Origin of the sequence: Epibacterium ulvae, assembly GCF_018678075.1 — a bacterium.
Taxonomy (GTDB): domain Bacteria; phylum Pseudomonadota; class Alphaproteobacteria; order Rhodobacterales; family Rhodobacteraceae; genus Epibacterium; species Epibacterium ulvae_A.
The window spans coordinates 27,670-52,027 of the sequence record NZ_JAHHIR010000035.1 but is presented as its reverse complement, the minus strand read 5'-3'; the positions used below and the strand labels follow the sequence as shown (position 1 = coordinate 52,027).

At 56.7% G+C, this 24,358-nt stretch carries 15 protein-coding genes; 7 read left to right on the top strand and 8 right to left on the bottom strand.

The window, feature by feature from the left end; genetic code table 11:
* Window positions 1-9 precede the first annotated feature (9 nt).
* Both KMP13_RS09455 and KMP13_RS09450 read left to right on the top strand, forming a co-directional pair.
* On the top strand, window positions 10-798 hold the full coding sequence (locus tag KMP13_RS09455; protein WP_215265609.1) for an HAD-IIB family hydrolase: 789 nt from the start codon (window positions 10-12) through the stop codon (window positions 796-798).
* Window positions 791-2,026, top strand: a complete 1,236-nt coding sequence (locus KMP13_RS09450) for a glycosyl transferase (RefSeq protein ID WP_215265608.1) — start codon at window positions 791-793, stop codon at window positions 2,024-2,026. Before KMP13_RS09455 ends, KMP13_RS09450 begins: the two co-directional genes overlap by 8 nt.
* Here KMP13_RS09450 and KMP13_RS09445 read toward each other — a convergent pair.
* The 4 genes from KMP13_RS09445 to KMP13_RS09430 all read right to left on the bottom strand — a co-directional run bounded on the left by KMP13_RS09445 (window position 2,004) and on the right by KMP13_RS09430 (window position 8,837).
* On the bottom strand, window positions 2,004-3,755 hold the full coding sequence (locus tag KMP13_RS09445) for a sugar phosphorylase (protein ID WP_215265607.1): 1,752 nt from the start codon (window positions 3,753-3,755) through the stop codon (window positions 2,004-2,006). The two genes, KMP13_RS09450 and KMP13_RS09445, sit on opposite strands and share 23 nt — an antisense overlap.
* Window positions 3,756-3,938: 183 nt before the next feature.
* On the bottom strand, window positions 3,939-5,582 hold the full coding sequence (locus tag KMP13_RS09440) for a transcriptional regulator (protein ID WP_215265606.1): 1,644 nt from the start codon (window positions 5,580-5,582) through the stop codon (window positions 3,939-3,941).
* Between the two features lie 354 nt (window positions 5,583-5,936).
* Complete coding sequence (gene cueR, locus KMP13_RS09435) at window positions 5,937-6,344, bottom strand: Cu(I)-responsive transcriptional regulator (protein WP_215265605.1); 408 nt, start codon at window positions 6,342-6,344, stop codon at window positions 5,937-5,939.
* A 48-nt stretch (window positions 6,345-6,392) separates the two neighbouring features.
* Window positions 6,393-8,837 (bottom strand): heavy metal translocating P-type ATPase, encoded by a 2,445-nt coding sequence (locus KMP13_RS09430; protein ID WP_435370352.1) that lies wholly within the window; start codon window positions 8,835-8,837, stop codon window positions 6,393-6,395.
* Between the two features lie 336 nt (window positions 8,838-9,173).
* Between KMP13_RS09430 and KMP13_RS09425 the strand changes: the two genes are divergently transcribed.
* Window positions 9,174-10,307 carry an S-(hydroxymethyl)glutathione dehydrogenase/class III alcohol dehydrogenase gene (locus tag KMP13_RS09425; protein ID WP_215265812.1) on the top strand — a complete coding sequence of 378 codons (1,134 nt, stop codon included), beginning with the start codon at window positions 9,174-9,176 and terminating at the stop codon, window positions 10,305-10,307.
* Window positions 10,308-10,385: 78 nt separating this feature from the next.
* Here the strand turns inward: KMP13_RS09425 and KMP13_RS09420 are convergent, their stop codons facing one another.
* The 3 genes from KMP13_RS09420 to KMP13_RS09410 are packed head-to-tail and all read right to left on the bottom strand — an operon-like array spanning window position 10,386 to window position 15,174.
* Window positions 10,386-11,900 carry a SpoVR family protein gene (locus KMP13_RS09420; protein WP_215265603.1) on the bottom strand — a complete coding sequence of 505 codons (1,515 nt, stop codon included), beginning with the start codon at window positions 11,898-11,900 and terminating at the stop codon, window positions 10,386-10,388.
* Window positions 11,890-13,224, bottom strand: a complete 1,335-nt coding sequence (locus KMP13_RS09415) for a YeaH/YhbH family protein (protein WP_215265602.1) — start codon at window positions 13,222-13,224, stop codon at window positions 11,890-11,892. The genes KMP13_RS09420 and KMP13_RS09415 overlap by 11 nt, the downstream gene beginning before the upstream one ends.
* 15 nt (window positions 13,225-13,239) lie before the next feature.
* Window positions 13,240-15,174 carry a PrkA family serine protein kinase gene (locus tag KMP13_RS09410; RefSeq protein WP_285895535.1) on the bottom strand — a complete coding sequence of 645 codons (1,935 nt, stop codon included), beginning with the start codon at window positions 15,172-15,174 and terminating at the stop codon, window positions 13,240-13,242.
* A 719-nt stretch (window positions 15,175-15,893) separates the two neighbouring features.
* On the opposite strand from KMP13_RS09410, the gene KMP13_RS09405 reads away from it, so the two are divergent.
* The 4 genes from KMP13_RS09405 to KMP13_RS09390 all read left to right on the top strand — a co-directional run bounded on the left by KMP13_RS09405 (window position 15,894) and on the right by KMP13_RS09390 (window position 23,323).
* Window positions 15,894-18,488: an Ig-like domain-containing protein gene (locus KMP13_RS09405; RefSeq protein WP_215265601.1), complete on the top strand. Its 2,595-nt coding sequence runs from the start codon at window positions 15,894-15,896 to the stop codon at window positions 18,486-18,488.
* A gap of 64 nt (window positions 18,489-18,552) precedes the next feature.
* Window positions 18,553-19,854: a TolC family protein gene (locus KMP13_RS09400; protein ID WP_215265600.1), complete on the top strand. Its 1,302-nt coding sequence runs from the start codon at window positions 18,553-18,555 to the stop codon at window positions 19,852-19,854.
* Between the two features lie 20 nt (window positions 19,855-19,874).
* Entirely contained in the window at window positions 19,875-22,157 is a 2,283-nt protein-coding gene (locus KMP13_RS09395) for an ATP-binding cassette domain-containing protein (RefSeq protein WP_215265810.1), read from the top strand.
* Window positions 22,154-23,323 carry an HlyD family efflux transporter periplasmic adaptor subunit gene (locus KMP13_RS09390; RefSeq protein WP_215265599.1) on the top strand — a complete coding sequence of 390 codons (1,170 nt, stop codon included), beginning with the start codon at window positions 22,154-22,156 and terminating at the stop codon, window positions 23,321-23,323. Before KMP13_RS09395 ends, KMP13_RS09390 begins: the two co-directional genes overlap by 4 nt.
* A 95-nt stretch (window positions 23,324-23,418) precedes the next feature.
* Here the strand turns inward: KMP13_RS09390 and KMP13_RS09385 are convergent, their stop codons facing one another.
* On the bottom strand, window positions 23,419-24,129 hold the full coding sequence (locus tag KMP13_RS09385) for a trypsin-like serine peptidase (protein ID WP_215265598.1): 711 nt from the start codon (window positions 24,127-24,129) through the stop codon (window positions 23,419-23,421).
* Window positions 24,130-24,358 lie beyond the last annotated feature (229 nt).

The window sequence follows — 24,358 nt, the reverse complement described above, 5'->3', positions numbered from 1 at the left end:
GGTAGCGTTATGACGAGCGCACTTCCCCTGTTGGTTTTTTCAGACCTCGACGGCACCCTTTTGGATCACCAGACATATCGCTGGGAGGCCGCACAACCCGCGCTGCATGCCCTGAACACCTGTGGCGCAGGTGTCGTTCTGGCCAGCAGCAAAACCGCCGTGGAAATCCAGAAACTTCAATCTGAAATGGGTCTCAACCGATGGCCCGCTATTGTGGAAAACGGCGCTGGTGTCATCTGGGCCAGCGAAAGCGGCGCGTTTGATACCTCAGCCTATGACCGCTTGCGGAACCTCGTCACATCACTGCCTGCGGGCTTTGATGGATTTGGCGACATGACCGATCAGGATGTGGCTGATGTGACCGGTCTGGCATTGCCAGATGCCCACAACGCCCGCCAACGTTGCTTCAGCGAACCCGGACTGTGGCGTGGATCGGACGAAGAGCTCCAACTTTTCTTGGCGGCGGCCGCTGAACTGGGCATTCACGCCCGACAAGGCGGACGTTTTCTGGCGCTCTCTTTTGGTCGCACCAAGGCCGATGCCATGGCCGAAGTTGTCGCGCAATTGGCGCCCGACACCACCATCGCCCTTGGCGATGCCCCCAATGATATGGAAATGCTGGCCGCTGCTGATCACGGCGTGCTGGTCGCAAACCCATCGGCCCCGCCAATGCCGCAGCTTGATACACAATCAAACCTTATCCGCACGACAGAGCACGGCCCCAAGGGCTGGAACTCTGCAACCCTCACACTTCTGAACGACCTGAACTTGACCAAAGGCACAACCGCACATGGCTGACTTTCACCAAAACGGCAACATCACCACCCTGCATAATCTGCGGCAGCGCCCATTGGGGAGTTTGGACCATGAAATCTCGGTCATTGCGCAGTCACGCAAAGTATCGCTGATCTTGCCCTGCCTTTATTCAGAACTGGAAGGGCCCGCGCTTTCGAACATTCTGGATGAACTGGCGCAAGTCCCCTATCTGCACCGGATCATCATTGGCCTGGACCGCGCAGACGAGGAACAATACCGCAAGGCGCGCGCCTTCTTTGCCCGGCTGCCGCAAGAACATGTGGTGATCTGGAATGACAGCCCGCGCATGTTGGCCTTGCAAGACCGACTGGCGGAATTGGGCCTTGGACCGCAAGAACCCGGCAAAGGCAAAAATGTCTGGTCCTGCATCGGTTATCTGATTGCCTGCGCTGACAGTTCAATCATGGCGATCCACGATTGTGACATCGTAACCTATGAACGCGAAATGCTGGCGCGTCTGATCTATCCTGTTGTGAATCCAGCATTTCCCTACCAGATGTCCAAAGGGTTTTACCCGCGCGTTGGCGATGGCAAGCTGAACGGTCGGGTGACGCGCCTGTTGGTCAGCCCGCTGTTGATCGCATTGAAACGGGTGATCGGGGATCGCGACTACATCGATTACCTGCGCAGCTTCCGCTATCCGCTGTCCGGTGAATTTGCCATGCGCACCCCGATTTTGCCGGATCTGCGTATCCCCTCCGATTGGGGGCTCGAAATTGGCGTCCTGTCAGAGGCCTGGCGCAATCTGGCACCAAAATCAGTCTGCCAAGTCGAAATCTCGGATGCCTATGACCACAAACATCAGGACCTGTCACCCGAGGACGCCAACCAAGGCCTGAGCCGGATGTCAGTGGACATCTGCAAAGCTTTGTTCCGCAAACTGGCGGCCGATGGCACCGTGTTTACGCCCAATATCTTCCGCACCCTGAAAGCGACCTATTACCGCTCGGCGCTGGATCTTTTGGAAGGCTATTACAACGACGCCAAGATGAACGGTCTAGAGCTCGACAGGCATAAAGAAGAAAAGTCGATCGAGCTGTTTGCCGAAAATATCTTGGTTGCCGGTCAGGTGTTCCTGGAGAACCCCCATGAAACACCCTTTATCCCGACGTGGAACCGGGTGCATTCGGCAGACATGAGCTTTCTGCCAGATATGCACCGGGCCGTGTCAGACGACCTGTCTGAGTTCAACTCGCCTTCCGGTTCGTGATCCAACGGCACTGGTAGGGTGCCAAGACGATATCTTTGCCGGTGGGGAAAGTCACCTCACCGGTGAGCAGATCCATCCAGTCATCCCCTTCGATCAGATTGACCGCCATCGGGCTGATCCCAACGGTTTCATCCGAGACATTGTGCATGGCAAAGATCGACTGATCCCGGTCCAGACTTTGCCGCCACAGACCAAAGACCCGGTCATCCAAACGAAGGGTAAACTGGGTCGCATTGGGGTGGAACGCAGGCTGTTCACGGCGGATGCGCAGACGGCGGGACAATTCAGCCAGAACAAGCGACTGGTTCGACCCCGGATCCGCCAAACGCGCATTCAGCTCTGCGTAATCCCAGCGATGACGGTTGATCGCCCTGTTCATGCCGCGTCGTTCCACCGCGTCGTGGTCATTTGGCGTCGCCAGCAAGGAATGGATGTAAAACGCCGGAATGCCTTCGAGCGACATCACAATGGTTTGCGATGAGATAAAGCGCGCCAGATGATAGGCGTCTTCGCCTTTGAACGTCGCGCCCATCGCCTCAAAAAAACTACAGTTCAGCTCATAGGGTTCCTCACTGCCGCCTGGCAGCGCCCGCATGGACACCAATCCGCCAAGGGTACGCACGGTGTCGATCATGCGCTCTTTTTCTTCCGGTGGCAGCACCCCTTCGGCGGGGCGCATGCCAATACCGTCATGGCTGGCGGTAAAGTTCAGATAGGCGCAGCCCAATTGTGCGGGTGGCATCGCGGACTGCCAGCGCAGCAAATATTCGACCGACCCCGATTGCATCGCATGCAGGATCAGAGGCGGCAGCGGGAAGTTATAGACCGCATGCGCCTCGTTGCGATTGCCAAAATAGCTGAGGTTTTCGGTCCGTGGCACATTGGTTTCGGTCAGCAAAACAACGGTTTCCTGCGTGTAATCACACAGCAGGCGCATCAACTGCACAATCGCATGGGTCTGCGACAGGTGGATGCTGGGACTTCCAACCTCTTTCCACAAAAACGCCACCGCATCCAACCGCAGGATCCGCACGCCATTGTCGATATGCATGCGGATGATCCGCAACATCTCAAGCAGCACTTCGGGATTGGCAAAATTCAGATCGATCTGGTCGTGGCTAAAGGTGCACCAGACATGGCGCGGGCCTGAACTCGTCTCAACCTCGCGCAGCAAAGGTGTGGTGCGGGGGCGGATAACCTCGCTCAGATCATCATCGGGTGAGGCCTCAAAAAAGAACTGATCATGGGGCGACTTGCCTTGTAAGTAGTTGTTGAACCAGGGGCTTTGGCTCGACATGTGGTTCAGGACCAGATCCGACATCAACGGAAAATCATCCGCGATCCGCTGAATATCCGGCCAATCGCCAAGCTGCGGGTTCACCGCGCGATAGTCCGTCACCGCAAAGCCATCGTCCGAGGTAAACGGGAAAAACGGCAGGATATGCACGCCGCCAATCACGTCTCTCAGATGACGTTCCAGAAAATCATGTAACACATCCAGAGGTTTATGCGCCTTGTCGACAATCGAGTTGCCATAGGTGATCAAGACGCTGTCTTTTTCCGACCACAGGTTGTTGCCTGGCTTTCGCCCCTGTTTGCGGCGGTGCGTTCCGGCCGGCCAGAAGGCGTCGATGATCTGATCGGAGATCGCTTCGATATCATGTTCGGGATAAACCTGACCCAAAAGGTCACAGAGACGGCGAGACAAAGTAAGACTGGAGGGGGACACGGCGGCCTATTTTCAGTTCAGATAGTTGATTGCGTGCGTTCAGTGTTTGGCCCTTTGGAAGGGCTGTCAACCGGATGCACATATTCCGCACAAAAAACAACGCACCCCATGCATATTACATGGGATACGACCATTCTGTAATCGGACAGAGGCCACGGCAGGCAGGTGCCGTGGATGCAAAGCTTACCGGATGCCGGTGGCCGCAGGCTGCACCGAAGGCAATTCGCCAAAGCTGCGACGCGGAGAGCGCAGGGAGAATTCGGGCATCTTGGACTTCAGCAATTTGATCGCATCGCGCCCACTGCCACCAATACGCTGGATCTGATTGATCACGCTCAGCACGCGAATGGTTGGCGGGAAGCCCGGGTTTTCAGACAGGGCACGTTCCGCATGTTCGGTTGCCCGTTCAAATGCCCCCGCCGACAAATGCGCCACTGCGGACATCGTATCAAAGTAGTATTTCTGCGGTCCGCTTGGCGACAGGGTCACGGCCGCGTCGGTCAGCGCAATGGCACGTTCGGGCATGTCCAGATAGGCACAAGTGAGGCCTTTCAAACCAAGCGCCAGCGCTTCGTTTGGATTGTCCTCCAACGCCAGTTCGAGCGAGGCATAGGCCGCATCAAAGTTATAGGACATCTGGCTGGCAATCATCCCGTTCAGCGCATGCGCAAGGGAATAGAGCGGATCAACCGCCAGCGCAGCCTCAGCATGGTGGCGCGCGGCCGCCATATCCGCGGCGCGGCTGTCGGACAGACCATGTTCGAACCGCATCACGTGCCAAATCCCCTGCCAACAACGGACGGTCGGGTGATTGCTTTCCCGTTCCGCCAGGGTGCGCAGGATATCTTTGGCCTGATCGAACATCGCCCGCTGCCCCATCTGCATCATGGCAATCGCCGACATCAGCAATGTATGGTTTTCCAACTCATTCGTCTGGGTAAAGGAGACCGTATCCATAGCATCGCCCCAAATAGTGCGGGCAATGTCGCGCACCATCCGTTGCGTATGCACAAAGGCACCCGAGGCCCCTTGGGTTGTCGCGTCATCCTCATATCGGCGCGACCAGATCAGCTTTTGGCGCTGCGTGTCATGGAGATCCAGATCAATGGTGACATGGTCCCGATTGATCGAGACAGAGCCGCCCACCATAAAGGCCGCTTGCGACCCGGTGCCCACGTCTGGCCGACTGGCATGGGGCTGGTCAAATGACTTGGCTGCCAAAAAGGACGTCACACTGAACGATTGCGACCGAGCCAGGCAGCGCGTCAGATCCTCGGTCAGGAACGAGATATTGGGCATCGGCACATCGCCATCCTTACTCACCTGAAACGGGAGTACGGCGATTGTGGGCAACACGTTGTCTTTGGTGCTGCGCAGCCCTTTGGAAACACTGCCTGTTGCAGGCGATGATATCGCATTCGGGCGTTGAAATTGCCCGCGCATCTTTTCCAACCATTTGGCGAACCGCTCTTCATGGGAAAGCTCAAACCCCTCCATGAATTCGCCTTTGGCCGGGTCGTCATCAATTTCGACATACTCAATTTTTAATGTCACCCGTTCCCGATTGGCGACTAAAATCTTCGCCGCATCAGAACCCAGATGACGTTTCAATGTGGAGAGCGCTGTGCGCAAACTTGCCTTCGCCTGCTCGGGTTGAGAGAGGCACCACAGGGTGTTTTCAAGGAATGACCGCGTTCGCACCCCTCCTTCTCCTGTCGTCAACAAAGCCAGCAAGGCTTGATGTTTCGCGCCCAGCGGAATGCTGCGCCCATCGGCGTGAAACACACCAAAAGCACCGAAGTGCCGTACTTTTAATAATACAACCATTTTAGATCACCAAATGTGTAAGACACCGTATAAGTAATACTATCCTACAATGAATTTAATTCCACAAGCTTTACCACCTTAAATTGCAAAATAAGCTAAAGGTGAGGTGTATGACAAATTGAGAAATTTGAATTTGCTCCCTGCATAGGCACCGCAAAGCAGTGCCCCCACGATGGAATGTATCGCAAAGGTTGCAGTAAGTCTACCGCAAATCTCTACAATTGGAATATGTTACACAAAGCTTAGACCGCAGAAAAAGATCTGGGCGCCGCGCTCATACACGACAAACGATCATAAATTGGGCAAATGCCAGTTTCGGTGGCTTACGTTAACATCGTGTCGGGACAGACCGGCTCACGCGCCTTGCGTGCAGTCAGACTCACCTGCCAGGTCGCGCAGGATCGGACAATCCGGGCGATTGTCCCCGGCGCAGCACTGGACCAGCTCGGTCAATGTGTCCCGCATGGCCTGCAGATCGGTAATCTTGGTCTCGATAATGCTGAGATGTTCCTGCACCAGTTGTTTTACATCCGCACTCGCCCGCGTTTCATCCTCGTAAAGCCCAAGCAAAGTCCGACAATCTTCTATCGTGAAGCCCAAGGCACGTGCGCGCGCCAGAAAGGCCAGTTTGTGCAGATCAGTTTCCGCAAAACACCGATAACCATTGGCACTGCGATGTGGACGGATCAGGCCAATGTCTTCGTAATAACGGATCGTTTTTGCCGGCAGACCCGAGCGTTCCGCAACATCACCAATATTCATCCTGACCCTTCCCTCTTCGCGGTTTTGCCACCACAAGACCCGCGACAATTACCGCGCATCCTCCGTATCATGTATGCGCGGATCCAATTTTCGCAACCTCAGAGCATTGGACAAAACCAAAACGCTTGAGGCGGCCATCGCGCCTGCGGCCAAGCCGGGCGAAAGCTGTGGTCCGCCAATGGGCACCAATATCCCGGCAGCAACCGGGATCAGCAGGATGTTATACCCAAACGCCCAACCCAGGTTCTGGCGAATATTGCGCAAGGTGGCCCGGCTGATGTCAATGGCGCGCAGCACGCCCAATGGGTTGCCGGAGGACAAGACGACCTCGGCCGCTTCCATCGCCACATCGGTGCCACTGCCCAAAGCGATGCCACAGTCAGATGCCGCAAGCGCGGGCGCGTCGTTGATCCCATCCCCCACAAAGGCGGTGCGGCCGAACCGGGACTGCAACTCTTGCAAAGCGGTGAGCTTTTGATCGGGCAAGCATTCCGCATGGACAATCTCAATCCCCAGATGCGCGGCCACGTGACGTGCTGTGCCTTCGGCGTCACCGGAAATCATCGCAACTTCGATACCTTTTGCGCGCAAATTTGAGACGGTCGCACCGGCATCAGGTCGGATTGGATCACTGACCGAGATCAACGCGGCGGCCTGACCATCAATGACGACGGCAATCGGCGTCTCGCCCCGCGCGGCCATGTGTGACGTTGTGGAGCGCCACGCATCGGGCACCTTGGCCTGCGCTTCGACAAAGGACAGACGCCCAATGGCGACCTGTTGTCCGGCGACACGGGCTGTCACGCCCTGACCCGGAACCGCTGTCACTGAAACGGCCTGTGGCAGTTCTGATGCGTCCACAGCGGCCACAATGGCGCGGGCAATCGGGTGTTCAGACTGGGCCTCAACCGCCGCAACCAGGGGCAACACCGTGTCCCTGTCCCAGCCCGGCACACAGCGCAGATCGGTGAGGGTTGGGCGTCCTTTGGTCAACGTCCCGGTTTTGTCAAAAACCACCAGACGCACGTCTTCCAGCCCCTGTAGCGCCGTGCCTTTGCGAAAGAGAACCCCCATTTGCGCAGCACGGCCAAGGCCCACCACGATGGATGTGGGCGTCGCCAATCCCATGGCGCACGGGCAGGCTATGATCAAAACCGCCACGCCCGAGACCAAACCCGCCGCGATCCCCTGCCCCAGCGCGAGCCATGTCATCACAGTGGCCAGCGCCACGACCAGAACGGCGGGCACGAACCACAATGTGATCCGGTCCACCAGCGCTTGAACCGGCAGTTTGGCCCCCTGCGCACGCTCCACCAATTCGATGATCTGCGCCAAGCGCGTGTCGCGTCCGACGCCGGTGACTGCAATCTCCAGCACGGACGCGCCGTTGATGGTGCCCGCACTGACCGTATCGCCGACGCTCTTTTGCACGGGCAGCGGCTCACCGCTCAACATGCTTTCATCGACGTCCCCGGTGCCAGCCCGAACCAGAGCATCGACCGCCACACGTTCACCCGGACGCAGGCGCACGTGATCTCCGGCGTTGATCTGCGCGATTGGCGTCTCAACCGTGTTATCCCCGTGGATCACAAGCGCGGTATCTGGTTGCAGTTCGGCAAGGGCGCGGATCGTGGCACCTGTGCGCCCTTTGGCGCGCGCTTCCAGCATCCGTCCCAACAGGATCAGGGTGACAATAACGGCCGCCGATTCATAGTAGACCTGCACCGTCTCACCCGGCAAAAGACCGGGCAGAAACGTCGCGACCAGCGAATAGGAAAACGCAGCCGCCGTACCAATCGCAACCAAGGCGTTCATATCCGGCGCGCCGCGCATCAGGCCCGGAATGCCACGCGCAAAGAACCGACGCCCTGGCCCCAGAAGCACCGCGCCCACCAGAACCGCCTGCAACGACCAGCTAAGTGTTTGGCCAAGGGTCTGTTGGACCAAATGGTGGAAAGCCGGCACCATATGGCCGCCCATCTCGATCACAAACACCGGGATCGTCAGCACAAGGGCCAGCCAAAAATCACGCAGCAATTTGCGCTGTGCTGACCCGTCGTCTGTGTGGCCCTGCTCCCGTGGCGTGGCCGTATATCCCGCATGTTGGATCGTCGCTTGCAGATCTTCCATCATTAGGCTGCCCGCGATGTATCGCACCCGGGCGCTGCCATCGGTCAGGGCCACATGAGCCGCCCGCACCCCGTTCAGCGCCAAAAGCGCGGCCTCGATACGCCCGACACAGGATCCGCAATGCATGCCGTCGATGTGAAACACCACCTCTGCCTCGCCCAAAGGGTAGCCCGCATCCGCCGCCGCTGTGGCAAGCGTCCCGACCGAGGCTTCAGCGCCGACCTCAACCGTGGCTGTGGCGGTGGCAAAATTTACCGCAGCGCTCAAAACGCCAGGCGCGGCTTTTAGGGCGCGTTCGGCCCGGCCCGCGCATCCCGCGCAGCTCAATCCGGTGACCGGCAATGCATATTCATGCGTGCTCAAGCTTGTCATCCCACGTTACTTCCGTCGTCTCTAATTGCGTCGCGCTGCGCAGCATATGGGGGTTCCAGTTAGGGGAAGGTCAAGGGCGATGCATTTGGTTTTGCCGCCAAATCTGTGACCAAACCCTTTCACAATAACGTTCACTCAATACACCCCGGTGAATTTCGCCAAACTTGATAAGTTTTGCAAATGGCGGGATAATAGACCCGAACTTGCCTGCCACGGGTCGACAGGTTAGCGGTGGGACATATCTTCATTGAGAAGACTCAAAAAATGATCTGTGGCAGGGTCCTGAATATGCCTGTCGCAAAGAGCAAAACAAAGGAAGCCATCATGATGCGTACGCGCGCTGCAGTTGCCTTGGAAGCCGGTAAACCGCTTGAAGTCATGGACGTGAACCTCGAAGGCCCAAAGGCGGGCGAGGTTCTGATCGAGGTTAAGGCGACAGGCCTGTGCCACACCGACGAATTCACCCGTTCCGGCGCCGACCCCGAGGGGATCTTTCCCTGTATTCTCGGCCACGAGGGCGCAGGCATCGTGATGGAAGTCGGCGAAGGCGTGACCACGTTGAAACCGGGCGACCATGTGATCCCGCTCTATACGCCGGAATGTCGTGAGTGCCACGCCTGCCTGTCCGGGAAGACCAACCTGTGCACCGCGATCCGCGACACCCAAGGCAATGGTCTGATGCCCGATGGCACCACCCGGTTCTCGATGCTGGATGGCACGCCGCTCTATCACTACATGGGCTGTTCCACCTTTGCCAATCACACGGTCCTGCCCGAGATCGCGCTCGCCAAAGTCCGCGATGACGCGCCTTTTGACAAGATCTGCTACATCGGCTGCGGTGTCACCACCGGCATCGGTGCGGTGATCAATACGGCCGGTGTTGAGATCGGCTCCACCGCTGCGGTCTTTGGCCTTGGCGGTATTGGGCTGAACGTGATCCAGGGTCTGCGCATGGCAGGCGCGGACAAGATTATCGGCGTGGACCTGAACGATGACAAAGCGGAGATGGCCAAGAAATTCGGCATGACCGATTTTGTGAACCCTTCCAAATTGGACGGCCAAACCGTGGTGGAAGCCATTGTTGAACTGACTAAGACCGAAAAAGACCCCTTTGGCGGCGTCGATTATTCTTTTGATGCGACCGGCAATGTGCAGGTGATGCGCGACGCGCTGGAATGTTCGCACCGGGGTTGGGGTGTTTCTGTTGTGATCGGCGTGGCCCCTGCGGGCGCCGAAATCTCAACCCGTCCGTTCCAACTGGTCACCGGTCGTGTCTGGAAAGGCACCGCCTTTGGTGGCGCCAAAGGGCGTACTGATGTGCCGCAAATGGTTGACTGGTACATGGACGGTAAGATCGAGATCGATGAGATGATCACCCACAAGCTGACGTTGGATCAGATCAACGAAGGCTTTGATCTGATGCATCAAGGCAAATCCATTCGCGCGGTTGTGGAATTCTAAGCCGCGCCACATGGTAAAACGCAGACAGCCGCAGATCCTCTCTGCGGCTGTTTTTTGTGGCAGTTTGGACCAACTGCGTTAGGAAGATACGTCCAATTCCACCGCATCCATGCTGACGCCATAGCCCCACAGGCGGCGCAGGTGCAGCAAGACATGTTCCTTGTCTTCGTCTTGCAGATGGATCCCTTCGCGCACCGTATGGGTCAGTTTCAGCTCCCGATCCCCTTTGAGGTCCGCGTCCGTGACCTGAATATCCGGCTCAATATAGGCGAGATCATATTGCTTGGCCAAATCACGCCGAATGGTTTTGTATCCGGTGCGGTTGTGGATCTGACTGACCACCATATTGGGCTGGGTCGCGTCATCCGTCAGGGTAAACAGTTTGAATTTGCGGATCAGGTGCGGCGACAGGAACTGCTGAATAAAGCTCTCATCGCGGTAATTGGCCCAGGCATTCCGCATTACTTTGCGCCAGTCTGGATCGCCTGCGAAGTCCGGGAACCACTCCCGGTCCTCTTCCGTCGGGTTCTCACAGATACGCTGGATGTCCTGCATCATCGCAAATCCCAACGCGTAGGGGTTCAACCCCGAAAAGCGCGGGTCGTCAAACTCTGGCTGCAACACTACATTGGTGTGGCTGTGCACCATCTCCATCAGCGCGCCCTGGGTGATGCGCCCCTGTTCATAGAGCTTGTTGATGATGTAGTAATGGACAAAGGTCGCGCAGCCCTCGTTCATCACTTTGGTCTGTTTCTGCGGGTAGAAATACTGCGCCAGCATCCGCACGATCCGCAGGATCTCACATTGCCAGCTTTCCAACACGGGGCTGTGCTTTTCCAGGAAATACAGGATGTTCTCCTGCGGCATGTTCATCGATTTGCGACGGCTGCTGTAAGGCTCATCTCGCGAGACCTCGCGCTTTTCCTTGCCAAGGGTTGAATCGGTCCAGATGTCCAACAGGGTTTGCGCGCTGGCGTGACCGTCCCGTACCCGCTGCATCGCTTCCAGCTCTGCCGCCGTTGGCTTGGGCGGGCGGCCATAGCGGAACACCCCTTGGTTTTGCAAGGCATGGGCCGCATCCAGGATTTCCTCAACCGCGTCCCAGCCATATCGTTCTTCGCAGGCGGCGATATAGTTCTTGGCAAAGGCCAGATAGTCCTGAATGCCGTCCGCATCGGTCCATTGCTGGAACAAATAGTTGTTCTTGAAGAAATGGTTATGCCCAAAAGCTGCATGCGCCATCACCAGGGTCTGCATCGCCATGGTGTTTTCTTCCATGTTGTAGCTGATGCAGGGGTTGGAGTTGATGACGATCTCATAGGCCAGGCCCTGACGGCCAGTGCGATACAGCGCTTCGTCCCGGGCGAAATGTTTGCCAAAGGACCAGTGGTTGTACATCAAGGGCAGACCAACGCAGGAATAGGCATCCAACATCTGCTCCGCCGAGATAATCTCGATCTGGTTGGGGTAGACGTCCAACCCCAGATCATTGAGCGCGATGTCCTCAATCGCGTCCCGCGCCTTTTCCAGCAGTTCAAAGGTCCACTCGGGCCCGTTGAACAACAGATCAGGCGCGCCATTTTTATCCAGCATTCACTCCCCCTCTCGCCTTGGGCATGAAGAATTCGCGGAAGATCGGGTAGATATGTGAGGCGAATGCCACGCGCTGCATCTCAAAATGCGGCGCCTGTGATTGAACTTCACGGAAGTTCTGCCACAGATCCTCTCCGGCTTCCGGGTTCAGCAGCAGGTGATCTGCCGCCTCCTCCACAATCTCCATGTAGGCGTAGAACTGACAGACTGGCAAAAGCTCCTCGAGCAGCAGCGTTTTGCAGCGTGCCGAGTCATTGCCAAAGTTTTCCCCGTCCGAGGCTTGCGCTCCGTAGATATTCCACTCATCCGGGGGATAGCGTTCGTCGATGATCTCCTTCATCTTTTCCAGAGCCGTCGACACAATCGTGCCGCCGGTCTCACGCGCGTAGAAAAACGTATCCTCATCCACTTCTTGGGCGTGGTGCGTGTGACGCACAAACACGATTTCCATATGTTCGTAACAGCGCGTCAGGAACAGATGCAGCAACAGGAAGAAGCGTTTGGCCAGATCCTTCTCCCGCTCTTGCATGGAGCCCGATACGTCCATCAAGCAGAACACAACCGCACGTGAATTTCGTATCTTTTCAGGGACATAAGTATCAAAGCGCAAATCCAGAGGGTCGATATAACCCACCACTTTGCGCTTGCGGATCAACCCTTCAAGCTTGCGTTTCAGCTCGGCGAGCATTTCTTCTTGGGCCGGGTTGCGGGGATCGATTTCTTCCAGTTCTTCGATCTGCGCCTCCAAGGCCATTTGCGTGGATTTGGAGGGTCGTTGGAGCGCAATCCTGCGCCCCAGAGAATTGCGCATGGTGCGCACAAGGTTGAGGTTATTGGGGGTGCCCGCGGTGGTTAGGCCTGCGCGCCGGGTCCCAATGGTTTCTGTCTCAACCGTTTGTTTTTCAACCAGATCCGGCAGCTCCAGGCCGTCGAACAGGATCTCAAGGTATTCTTCACGGGTCAAAGTGAAGGAGAATTCATCCGACCCATCGCCGTCGTCAGAACCCTTCTTGCCGCCCTCACTGCCACCGGCGGGTGGGCGTTTGATCTGGTCTCCAACGACAAAGTCCTTGTTGCCCGGCAACACATGCCGCCGGTGTCCGCCTTTTGAGTCATGGAAAAACCGTGGCTCTTTCAAACCCTTGGCAGGGATTGTTACTTTTTCGCCCGACGCTTGATCTGCGGATCCATCCTGGATCGACTTATCTCGAACTGAACGGTCGACGCGCTCTTTGATATTCTCCCGAGCGCGGCGCAAGAAGCGTTGGCGATTGCCAATGCTCTTGCCCTTCGGGTTCGCGCGCCTGTCTATGAAGTGGTGCATATAGTGACCTCGTCGTTAACCCGCCTTGTTCACACGCATGTACCATTCCACGAGACGCCGAACTTGCCGCGAGGTGTACCCATGGTTCTGCATCCGGTCGACAAACTCCTGGTGTTTGCCTTCGGTCTTGCTGTCCTTCTTGCTACCAAAAGAGATCACCGGCAGGAGTTCTTCCACCTGGCTGAACATGTGTTTTTCGATCACATCGCGCAGCTTTTCATAGGAGTTCCAGGCCGGGTTCGCACCGGTGTTCGCGCGGTGACGCAGCGAGAATTTCACCACCTCGTTGCGGAAGTCCTTGGGATTAGCGATGCCGCAAGGTTTTTCGATCTTGGACAGTTCCGCATCCAGAATTTCGCGATCATAGAGCTGACCTGTATCGGGGTCCTTGTAGTCTTGTTCCTCGATCCAGGCATCCGCATATGAGATGTAGCGGTCAAAGACGTTCTGACCATATTCGGTGTAGCTCTCCAGATAGGCTTTCTGGATCTCATTCCCGATGAATTCCTCATAGCGCGGGGCAAGCTCTGTCTTGATAAACTCAAGATACTTGGCCTCGGTCTCGGTAGGGAATTGCTCCCGTTTGATCATCTGCTCCAGCACGTACATCAGATGCACAGGGTCAGCTGCGACCTCTTCGGTGTCAAAGTTGAAGACCGATGACAGCACCTTAAAGGCAAAGCGGGTCGAAACCCCATCCATCCCCTCATCCACGCCGGCGCGGTCTTGGTATTCTTGCACCGTCTTGGCCTTGGGATCCGTGTCCTTGAGGCTTTCACCGTCATAGACGCGCATTTTGGAGTAAAGGTTTGAATTCTCATGCGGCTTCAGCCGTGTCAGAACCGAGAACCGGCTGAGGATTGTGAGCGTCTCAGGAGCGCAAGGCGCGTCCTTCAACTCACTGTATTCAACAAGCTTTTGATAGATCTTCCGTTCGTCTGAGACCCGCAAACTATAGGGCACTTTGACAATCGACACCCGGTCGATAAAGGCCTCATTGTTCTTGTTGTTCTTAAAGGTCTGCCATTCACTTTCGTTTGAGTGTGCCAGGATCAAGCCATTAAACGGGATCGCACCAAAGCTTTCGGTGCCCATGTAATTGCCTTCCTGCGTTGCGGTCAGCAACGGGTGCAGCATCTTGATCGGCGCTTTGAACATTTCCACGAATTCCAGAACGCCCTGGGTTGCGCGGTTCAAACCACCCGAGAAGGAGTAAGCGTCGGGGTTGTCTTGGCTGAAATGTTCAAGCTGTCGAATGTCGACCTTTCCAACCAGTGTTGAAATATCCTGGTTGTTTTCGTCACCTGGTTCCACCTTGGCGACACAGACACGGCGCAAGCGGGAGGGGTAGACGCGCACGACTGAGAATTTATTGATATCGCCTTCGAATTCATCAAGGCGCTGAACGGCCCATGGGGACATCAGCCCCGGCAGGCGGTGCGGGGTAATCCCGAATTCTTTTTCTAGGATTTTGCCCATTTTTACCGGATCAAAGAGACCTAGGGGGCTTTCGAAGAGGGGCGAGATGTGATCGCCAGCCTTCAGAACATAGATAGGTTGGTCTTCGACGAGGCGTTTGAGCCGTTCTGCCAGCGATGACTTACCGCCACCTACAGGCCCAAGGAGATAGAGGATTTGTTTGCGTTCTTCCAAACCCTGCGCCGCGTGGCGGAAGTATCCCACGATCCGTTCGATCGTGTCTTCCATTCCATAGAAATCTTCGAATGCTTTGTATCGTTTGATCGTTCGGTTCTGGAATATGGGTCCTAATCGCGCGTCTTTCGACGTGTCGACTAGCTCTTCCGCCCCGATAGCTTTGAGCATGCGTTCCGCCACATTGGCGTACATGCTAGGGTCGTCGCGACAGGCCAGCAGATAGTCCTGCAAGGACATCTCCTGCTCTTTCGCTTGCCCATACTGCTCGGCAAAAATTTCCGCGATATTCATCATATGATCGAGCCTCCTGATCTACGTTGCGCCCGTTCCTCCTGGGGTTCCACAGTGCACACAGACAGAGCACCCTCATACGAGGGCCAAGGACTGTCCGCGTCGGTCTAAAACTTAGAATTCTGCTCGGCGCCGCGGACAATTGCACGCGATCCCGCCTCTCGCCTCTGTGGGCGATGAATGGCCGGGAACCAGATCCGCGGCGTCGGTTTGTTATCTATCAGACTACTATATTCGTGTAGCTCACGCTATGAGTAACTGATGTATTTTAGCTTAATTGCTACAAACTTTTAATAAACAAGGGTTCACAAGCCAGCGATTTGTGCATTCTTGCAAGGGCCGCTGTCGACGCAAGCGTGAGCCCAGCTGAGTCCGCACACAACTGCGCGCGGATCCAGGTTACCTTCCATGATGCCATACTTACCCCTAGCACCGCAGGAATTTCTTTATGAAAGGTTAACAAGCTGTGGCTTTCCTTCAACACCGCCACTCTTGTTGCGCAGTTCATGCCACCATTGCGACACAATAGCCACAACACATAGTCGTTTACCTTTATGCGTGCACAGACAGTACTGGACAAAGCAGTAAGTTCCGCCCCATTATATCCACAAAACGGCCACCAAAAGGCCATGAGGCAGTTAGGCATAAATCAGGCATCCTCCGATTTTCGGCGGCATTACACGCGCGTGCGGCGGTGCCACAATTAAAACGAGCGGTAAAACATGAGTACTGTTGCATTTATTACCCGGGATCCTTCGGGCACCAAACAACATGGCGAGTTCGCCGATGCGAGCCCTGTGCTGGACGCAACCTCCGCCAAGGACATCTCCCTTAATCTTTCGACCGCAGACGTTCAAAGCTACCAACGTGTTGGCAATGATCTGCAGATCCTGACGATGGACGGTCAAACCCTTGTGCTGGACAATTACTTTGCAACCGGCCTCACCGGGCAAAAGAACCTGTTCCTGAGCGACAATGGCGAATTCATCGAAGTTGTGATAGAAAGCGGCTCCGAAGGCATGCTCTATCCGACGTATGAGCCACTGGACGTATCCGGCAAATGGAGCGCCTACGACGAATTGGTGTTTCTGGAGCTTGACCGCGTTGAGCCGGTGATCGCACCGCTTATCGCAGCCCCTGCCCTGGGCGGCCTTGGTGCAGCGGCAGCTGCAGCCGGCGTTGTTGGTGCTGGCGCTCTGATTGGCGGTGGCGGAGACGACGACGTTGCGGGTGGCGGCGGAACCGGCGGCGACGGCGGATCTTCTGACGGCGGCGATTCAGGCGTCACACCTACCGTAGACGATCCGGACGCAACCTATGACGTCTCAGGCAGCACCACAGATCCGGTGACAATTACCGGCACCGGCGCGCCAGGCTCGGAAGTCGAAGTGACAATTGGCACCGCAACCCAAACCGTAACCGTCGACGATGACGGCATCTGGACCGCGCCTTTTGACCCCACGGACCTGCCGGATGACGGCAACTACGATGTAACGGTTCATGTCGAAGACCCAGACGGCGAGACATTTGATCTTGATGGTCCGACCATCAACATCGACACAACCCCGCCTCCGATTGACATCACAGATGGCACCCAGTCGGTTGGCGAAGTTGTCAACGCCAGCGAACACAGCGGCGGCCCCGTTATTGCAGGCACTGGCGAAGCAGGCGCCTCCATTGCGGTGGAAATCAACGGCACCACCCATACCACAACCGTCGGCGACGATGGATCCTGGACAGTGACCTTTGCCGCCAGCGAGATCGAGACCGGTGAATATGAAACCAGCGTCACCATCACCAGCTCGGACGCTTTTGGAAATACCACCGTTGTAACGGATATTCTGGAAGTCGATACCATCGCCCCACCCATTGGGATCGAGACGGTAGAGGGCGATGACTTTATCAACGCAGCTGAGGCATCAGACGGTGTGGTGCTGTCCGGTACCGGCGAAGCAGGCGCGTCGATCTCTGTTGATTTTATGGGTGAAATCGCGACAACCACGGTTGCAAGTGATGGGACCTGGTCCGTTGGGTACAGTGCATCAGTGATCACCGCCGGTGAATACGACACGACCTTTACCGTGAGCAGCACAGATGCGGCGGGCAATACCGAGACCAGCGAACACACCGTGACCATCGACACGGTTGCGCCAACACCAACGGTCGATACCGTCGAAGGCGATGACGTTGTGAACGCAGCAGAAGCCGCAGATGGTGTCACCCTCAGCGGTGGCGGCGAAGCAGGCTCAACCGTTTCAGTTACCTTCCTCGGCACAACCCGAACCACAACTGTTGCAAACGACGGCACTTGGTCTCTGGACTATGCAGCCAGCGACGTTCCGGCGGGCGAAAGCAGCCAGACAGCCTCGGTCACGATGACAGATATTGCGGGCAATACGGGCCCAACGGTCACCCATACCGTGGAAGTCGACACTCTGGTTAATCCGCTGACAGCAGATGCGTTACAAACTGCGGATGACATGATCAACAACGCAGAACGCGCGGCAGGGCTGACATTGACGGGTACGGTTGAGGCCGGATCGACCGTCGAGGTTACGATCAATTCGATCACGCGAACCGCAACCGTTGACGCCAGCGGCAACTGGTCTGTCGACTTTGAGGCCAGCGACCTGCCCGAAGGTGTTTACAGCGAGACCGCAACAATTTCAGCGACCGACGCTGCGGGCAACACGGCCTCCATCAGCGAGACATTTGCCGTCGACACATACGGTGCGCCCGAATACCACGGGTTGGAAACCAATTCCGGCAACATCGAGACGCTGATCTTTGAAGAAGAGATCACCGGCATGACCGTCAACACGGTTGCCGATGATGGCACAGTCACCGCAGTCAGCGGTGTTAGCCAGACAAACGATGTGACCGACCCCTTTACCTCGGTTGTTTCCACCGAAACCTCGTTCTTCCTATCGGACCCGACGGATGTTCCCGATGGCTCCCGCCTGGTGATCACTGGCACGGACACATCCGGCAACACTGCGGACTCCCTGCTCATTTTAGAAGACGCCGTATCCGGCAATGTCCTGGACAATGCAGGCTTCAGCGGCTTCAACATCGAGACGCTGGAACTGGACGAAAGCGCGGATGCCAATATCACGATCAGCGAAGATGACATCAAAGCGCTGTCAGAGAATACAGACACTTTGGTTGTACACGGCGGCAGCGACGACACGATCACCGTCACCGGTGTCACAGCGCAAGATACCCGCACCATCAACGGTGAGAACTTCAACGTCTATACCGTCGGCAGCGATGGAACCACGTTGATTGTCGAAGAAGACGTCAACGTTATCATCTAATCCCTTTTGACCCGGCGCGCGTTATGTGCCGGGTCAAATACAACGAAATGGCGGCGGGGGTAGGATGCGGTTTGCGCGTTCATTAATCGGTATTTTGGCGGTCAGCTCAGTTTTGGGCTGCACCGAAAACGCAGGCATTTTAGGCCCGCGTTCCAGCAGTGCTACGGCGCAGGTCGCGCAGGGTAATTTCGATCAAAGTGGTGACGAACAACCTTCCGAGGTTATCGACCAGCTTTTGCAGCGCCGCTCCCTTTTGGAACAACAAAGCATCTATGGCTCGGTGGCCAATGCCTCATTGACCGCGTCTTTGCGGTCGTCTGAGGCAGAGTTGATCAGCGCAAAACTGCGCGCCGAAGCCCGGGCCAAGAACTGGCTGCCGACCCTGGGCCCAACGATCAGCCTGACGGATCTGGGCGACATGGTCGCGGGCCTCCTGATCGAACAGGTTCTGTTTGACAATGGACGGCGCAAGGCCGAGCGCGCCTTTGCGGCAGCCGATGTCGAAGTGGCCGCCGTCAACCTGTCGGTAGACCAAAACACACGGGTCGAAACGGCGCTTTCGCTGTATCTTTTGGCGCAGCGCGACGATGAAAAAGCGCGGTTCGGCCAAAAAGCCGTCAGCCAGATGCATGAGTTCGAACGTGTCGTAATCGGTCGCGTCGAAGGCGGCGTCTCGGATCGCTCTGACCTCCAAGTGGTTCAGAGCAAGATCGCGGGCCTTCGGTCAGGCGTCGCAACCGCCGGCGAAGGTGCCTCAACCGCGCGTGCTGAGCTTTATGAACTCACCGGACAAGATTTCGACGAAAAGCCGCAGCATCTGTCCATTGGCACCCCGCCCGAGGCGGCAGGATACCTTGACGTGCTACTGGCCAAATCAGAAGCAAACCGGTCGATTGCCCAAGCCACCTTGGAACGCGCTGGATTGCTACCGACCGTTTCTGCGGCAGGCAATATTACCAGCGATGGGTCTGGTGCGGGTATCACTGCTGGCATCGGGCAGCCCTTGGGCCTTGGCACCCCTGCGGCGTTGAAAGCCGTTGAAGCCTCCAAAGAAGTGGCCCGCCGTCAAATCGGCGAGGCCGAAGAGGACGCACGTCGCTCTTATGCGCGCCAATTGCAGCGCCTGACATCGTTTCGCAGACAAGAAGAAGAAACAAGCCGTCTGGCACGCACTAGCCATGAGACATATAAACTCTTCAAAGCACAGTTTGAAGCTGGACAGCGGACTGTTATAGACGTCATTAATATTTATGAAGAGTATGTCCGCCGCGAGCTGGCCCGCATTGAGGCAAAATATGAAGTTATCCAGATCCAGCTTGAAATGGCGCGAGATCAGGGGCTTCTGGCAGACGGGGACAAGATTTGAGCGAGCACACGACCCCGAATATGGATGAACATTCCGAAAGCGCGCGCCCAACCCTGCGCGCGGTCGACGGGGGCCAAAATGATGGCTCTGAACGACCAACTGCTGAGCCAGAAATTCTGGCGCCGGACGTAAAACTTGGCGATATCAAATTGGAGGGTGGCGAGGATCGCGCCTCTGAAGTGCATGCGCTGATCGAGGGCACGTCGTCGCGTATCCAACACCGCGCCACATTGGTGTCGACCCTAGCGGCCATCAACGGTGTGGAAGCCCCGGCCAGTGATCTGGCTGACTTCCTGTGGAGTAACAATCCCGGCGATCAGACGTTTGAAACCATGGGGCGTGCGCTGGATTACACCGGCCTGAACCCGGTCATCAATTCCAATGTTCGACTGCAGCCAGACGCCTGGCCTGCGGTTGCAATGATGAACAATGGCCAATGTGTTCTGGTTCTGGGACAAGATACCGACACCCTCAGCATCTTTGATCTGACCTGCGCCGAACATCGCGCCGAGGTTCCGGTTGCGGATTTTCAGCCCTATTTCACCGGTTCGACCCTTTCTGCGCGCCCGTCGATCGATCAGGTTGCCGCGCGCCATACGCCAAATCTGAAGGCGAACCATTGGTTCTGGGGTGAATTCCAGAAATACCGCCGCCAGGTGATCGAAATCATGCTGGGCTCATTGGTGGCAAACGTGCTGGCCGTTTCGGTCGCGCTGTTTTCGCTGCAGGTCTATGACCGTGTGGTGCCACACCAGTCGCAGCCGACCTTGTGGGTTCTGGCCTTTGGTGCCGTGCTGGCGATCATGCTGGAAGGCGCGCTGAAACTGGCCCGTGCCCGGCTGACCGATGCCGCCGGCCGCCAGATCGAATTGTCGGTGCAGCGCAACCTGATGCGCCGCCTGATCGGCATGCGTTCGGACAAGAAACCGTTGCCGCCCTCGGGCCTGTTTGCCGCGATGCGCGATTTTGGTGCGGTGCGTGAGTTTTTCACCTCCTCCACCATCTCTACGCTGGCGGATATCCCCTTTATCGCGATCTTCCTGCTGCTGGTTGCCTCGATCGCTGGCAATATCGTCTGGGTTCTGGTGCTTGGCGCGGTGCTGATGCTCGCGCCCGCCTATTTCATGCAGCGCAAGATGATCGCGCTGACCCGCCAGACACAGGGTGCCAATGCCAAGGCTGGCCGTCTGCTACACGAGGTGATCACCGAGCTTGATACTCTCAAGACCCAGCGCGGCGAAGACCGTGTGATGCGTCTGTGGGACGAGCTGTCGGCGCTGTCCTCACATTCCGCCGCAGAGCAACGCCGCCTGTCCAGCTCGCTCACCTATTGGTCGCAGGGCGTCCAGCAGTTCACCTATATCGCCGCTGTGGTCTTTGGCACATTCATGGTTTTCAAAGGTGAATTCACCGTCGGGACCATCATTGCTACCGGTATTCTGACCAGCCGCACCCTGGCCCCGCTGACGCAATTCGCAGGCGCTATGGCGCGCTGGAGCAATGTTAAGGCCGCACTGGAAGGTCTGGATGCAATTGCATCAGCTGACCAGGAAAAAGAAGAAGATCGCACCTATCTGCGCCGTGAAAATCTGCAAGGCAAGTTTGAGCTGCGCGAAGTGGTCTTCCGCTATGACGAAGACGGATCACCGACTGTCGACGTGCCGGCCGTTGCAATCAAACCCGGCCAGCGCGTGGCGATCTTGGGTGTCAACGGCTCTGGCAAATCGACGCTTTTGAAGCTGTTGACCGGGCTTTACGCGCCAGATCAGGGCCGTGTCATCATTGATGGCACCGATATGAACCAGATAGACCCACGTGATTTGCGCCGCCATATCGGCTATCTCAGCCAGGACATTCGCCTGTTTGCCGGGTCCTTGCGCGAAAACCTTAACATGAACCTGTTGGAGCGCAACGACGACCGTCTGATGGCGGCATTGGATTTCTCTGGCCTTGGGGCTTATGTGCGCAATCACCACAAGGGGTTGGATCTGGAAATCAGCGACGGCGGCGGTGGCCTGTCCATCGGGCAGCGCCAGTCGATTGGCTGGGCGCGTCTGTGGCTGCAAAACCCGTCGATTGTGTTGTTGGACGAACCCACAGCCTCGCTTGACCAGACGTTGGAGCGCACTTTGGTGAGCCGTCTGGACACTTGGCTACAGGGACGTACAGCTGTGATCGCCACCCACCGTATGCCGATCCTGCAACTGACCAACCGCACCTTGATCCTGCAAGCTGGCCGTATGGTTGTGGATGGTCCGCGTGATCAAGTTCTGGCCCATCTGGCCGCAGGGGACAAAAAATGACGCAGATGCAACAGGAGCTGGCCCGCAGCTCATTGGGCTCAAGCCGCATCATCTATCTTGCAGCGGGCGCCGTCCTGGTCTTTTTGATCTGGGCGGCTTTTGCGTGGATCGATGAGATTGTGCGCGCGGATGGCGAAGTTGTCTCCTCCTCCCGGTCGCAAATCATTCAAAACCTCGAAGGCGGCATTCTGGCTGAGCTTTATGTGCGCCAAGGTGACACGGTTGAGGCCGGGCAGATCCTTGCCAAACTGCAAGACACCCGGTTCCAGACCACAGCCGATGATCTGCAGGACCAGATCGACGCTTTAGAGATCAAGCAATATCGTCTGGAAGCCGAAGCCTCGGGCGCATATGAATTTGACGTCAGCCCGTCGCTGCAGCAACGCTCTCCCAATATTCTGGCGTCTGAACGTGCATTGCTGCGCGCCCGACAAGCCGATTTCAATAGCCGCCGCGACAGTGCCAAGAAGATCCTGGATCAGCTGCGCGAAGAGCTGGCGAATATGGAACGCTTGCACAAGCAGCGCATTGTGGCCCTGATTGAGGTCAATAACGCCAAGAAGGCCGTCACCGACGCCGAGGCCAAATACAATGACATTGGGACGCAGGCCGAGCTGCAACTGGCCGAGGAATACTCCCTTACCCTGCAGACACTGACATCCCACCAGCAAGAATTGCGCATCGCATCTGACCAGCTGTCGCGCACCGTGATCACTTCTCCCATGCAGGGGGTAGTGAACAATATGGCGGTGACCACGATTGGCGGCGTCATCCGCCCCGGTGATGAGATTTTTGAGATCATCCCACTTGGCGAAGAGCTGTTTGTCGAAGCCCGTGTGAAGCCGGAAAACATCGCAAGCGTGCAACCCGGGCAGGTGGCGACGATCAAACTCTCCGCTTATGACTATACGATCTATGGCGCACTGAAGGGTAAGGTTGATTTTGTGTCGGCGGATACGTTTGAAGACGACCGCAATCCACGCGTTGAGCCTTATTATCGCGTGACGGTTAAAGTGGACCGTAGCAGTTTCACCGAACGCCAACGCGATATTGAGATCCGCCCCGGTATGCGCGCCATTGCGGAACTGCAAACGGGTTCCAAAACGGTACTGCAATATCTGTTGAAGCCGCTTTACAAATCCAAGGATGCGTTTCGCGAACCCTGACCTGGGGCGCCCGGAGTTGGGAGACCCGCAAAATGAAAAACCCGCGCCATCCTGGCTGCGGGCTTTTTTCTGAGAGCGGAGCGGGTTTGGCGGCATTATCCTGCGCGTTGCACCAGCTCCCACAGGGAATTATCGATAGCCGTCCCGATAGAGACGCGGCGATTGCCCATCGCAGCCTTGGCCGAGATTACGGAGACAAGGCGTGGCGGACGTCCTGGCAGAACCTCGAATACAGGTGATCCGGATGCGCCGTATTCAACGCGGCAGGTCATCACCATAGTTTGGGCTTTGCGCGCCAGAACGTGACAGGGTTGCTCCCAATTGGGCCGATCGCGGTGTTCATAGCTGTAGGACATCACCCCCACAGCATCTCCTCTGCCCGCCTGCGACGAGGTAGCAAAAGGTTGGATATGTTCCGTGCTGATCGGGCGATCCAGGCGCAGCACAGCCAGATCATGACCGATTTGCGCATCGCCAACCGGGCGGAACACATATTTGGGGTGAACCACGGCTTTCACAACCTGACGCGCGGCTTTTGCATAGCGTCCGTTTAGCCCGGCTTCGAACCGGATATTGCCCGGGTTCACGGCCCGTCCTGTTTGGGGATCAAAAAGACAATGTGCTGCGGTCAGCACAAGGTTGGGCGCAATCAATGCACCCGTACACATATTCCGCCCGGAGATGTTAAGGCGCCCCACAGCCTCCCATCCCGTAACTGAGCGTGCGGCTGCGCTATCTTGCGCTGCTGCAACGTTCGGCAGCGCCAAAGACAGGCACGCCGCAACAACCGCTATAAGTCGTTTCATTTTCCACTCCAGTTTCCCACCTAACCAATTTCGTTTAGTGGTGCGGCTGGAATGTGGCCCAAAGCCGCGAAGCAGCGGCGGTTTCATGGATAGATTGTGGCAGACTTAACAAAACACTAACCCCCAGTGTCAAAACGCCCTAATCATCGCAAAATCCGCCAAAGGTGCACGTAGAATCCGCGATTTCCGGAAAGATTTTATTTAAATACCTGAAATCAATTACCCTTTT

Excerpts from the sequence above, each read along its gene's own strand:
- KMP13_RS09455 (WP_215265609.1), top strand. The coding sequence starts at position 10 with ATGACGAGCGCACTTCCCCTGTTGGTTTTTTCAGACCTCGACGGCACC.
- KMP13_RS09450 (WP_215265608.1), top strand. The coding sequence starts at position 791 with ATGGCTGACTTTCACCAAAACGGCAACATCACCACCCTGCATAATCTG.
- KMP13_RS09440 (WP_215265606.1), bottom strand. The coding sequence starts at position 5,582 with ATGGTTGTATTATTAAAAGTACGGCACTTCGGTGCTTTTGGTGTGTTT.
- cueR (WP_215265605.1), bottom strand. The coding sequence starts at position 6,344 with ATGAATATTGGTGATGTTGCGGAACGCTCGGGTCTGCCGGCAAAAACG.
- KMP13_RS09425 (WP_215265812.1), top strand. The coding sequence starts at position 9,174 with ATGCGTACGCGCGCTGCAGTTGCCTTGGAAGCCGGTAAACCGCTTGAA.
- KMP13_RS09420 (WP_215265603.1), bottom strand. The coding sequence starts at position 11,900 with ATGCTGGATAAAAATGGCGCGCCTGATCTGTTGTTCAACGGGCCCGAG.
- KMP13_RS09415 (WP_215265602.1), bottom strand. The coding sequence starts at position 13,224 with ATGCACCACTTCATAGACAGGCGCGCGAACCCGAAGGGCAAGAGCATT.
- KMP13_RS09410 (WP_285895535.1), bottom strand. The coding sequence starts at position 15,174 with ATGATGAATATCGCGGAAATTTTTGCCGAGCAGTATGGGCAAGCGAAA.
- KMP13_RS09405 (WP_215265601.1), top strand. The coding sequence starts at position 15,894 with ATGAGTACTGTTGCATTTATTACCCGGGATCCTTCGGGCACCAAACAA.
- KMP13_RS09400 (WP_215265600.1), top strand. The coding sequence starts at position 18,553 with ATGCGGTTTGCGCGTTCATTAATCGGTATTTTGGCGGTCAGCTCAGTT.
- KMP13_RS09395 (WP_215265810.1), top strand. The coding sequence starts at position 19,875 with ATGGATGAACATTCCGAAAGCGCGCGCCCAACCCTGCGCGCGGTCGAC.
- KMP13_RS09390 (WP_215265599.1), top strand. The coding sequence starts at position 22,154 with ATGACGCAGATGCAACAGGAGCTGGCCCGCAGCTCATTGGGCTCAAGC.
- KMP13_RS09385 (WP_215265598.1), bottom strand. The coding sequence starts at position 24,129 with ATGAAACGACTTATAGCGGTTGTTGCGGCGTGCCTGTCTTTGGCGCTG.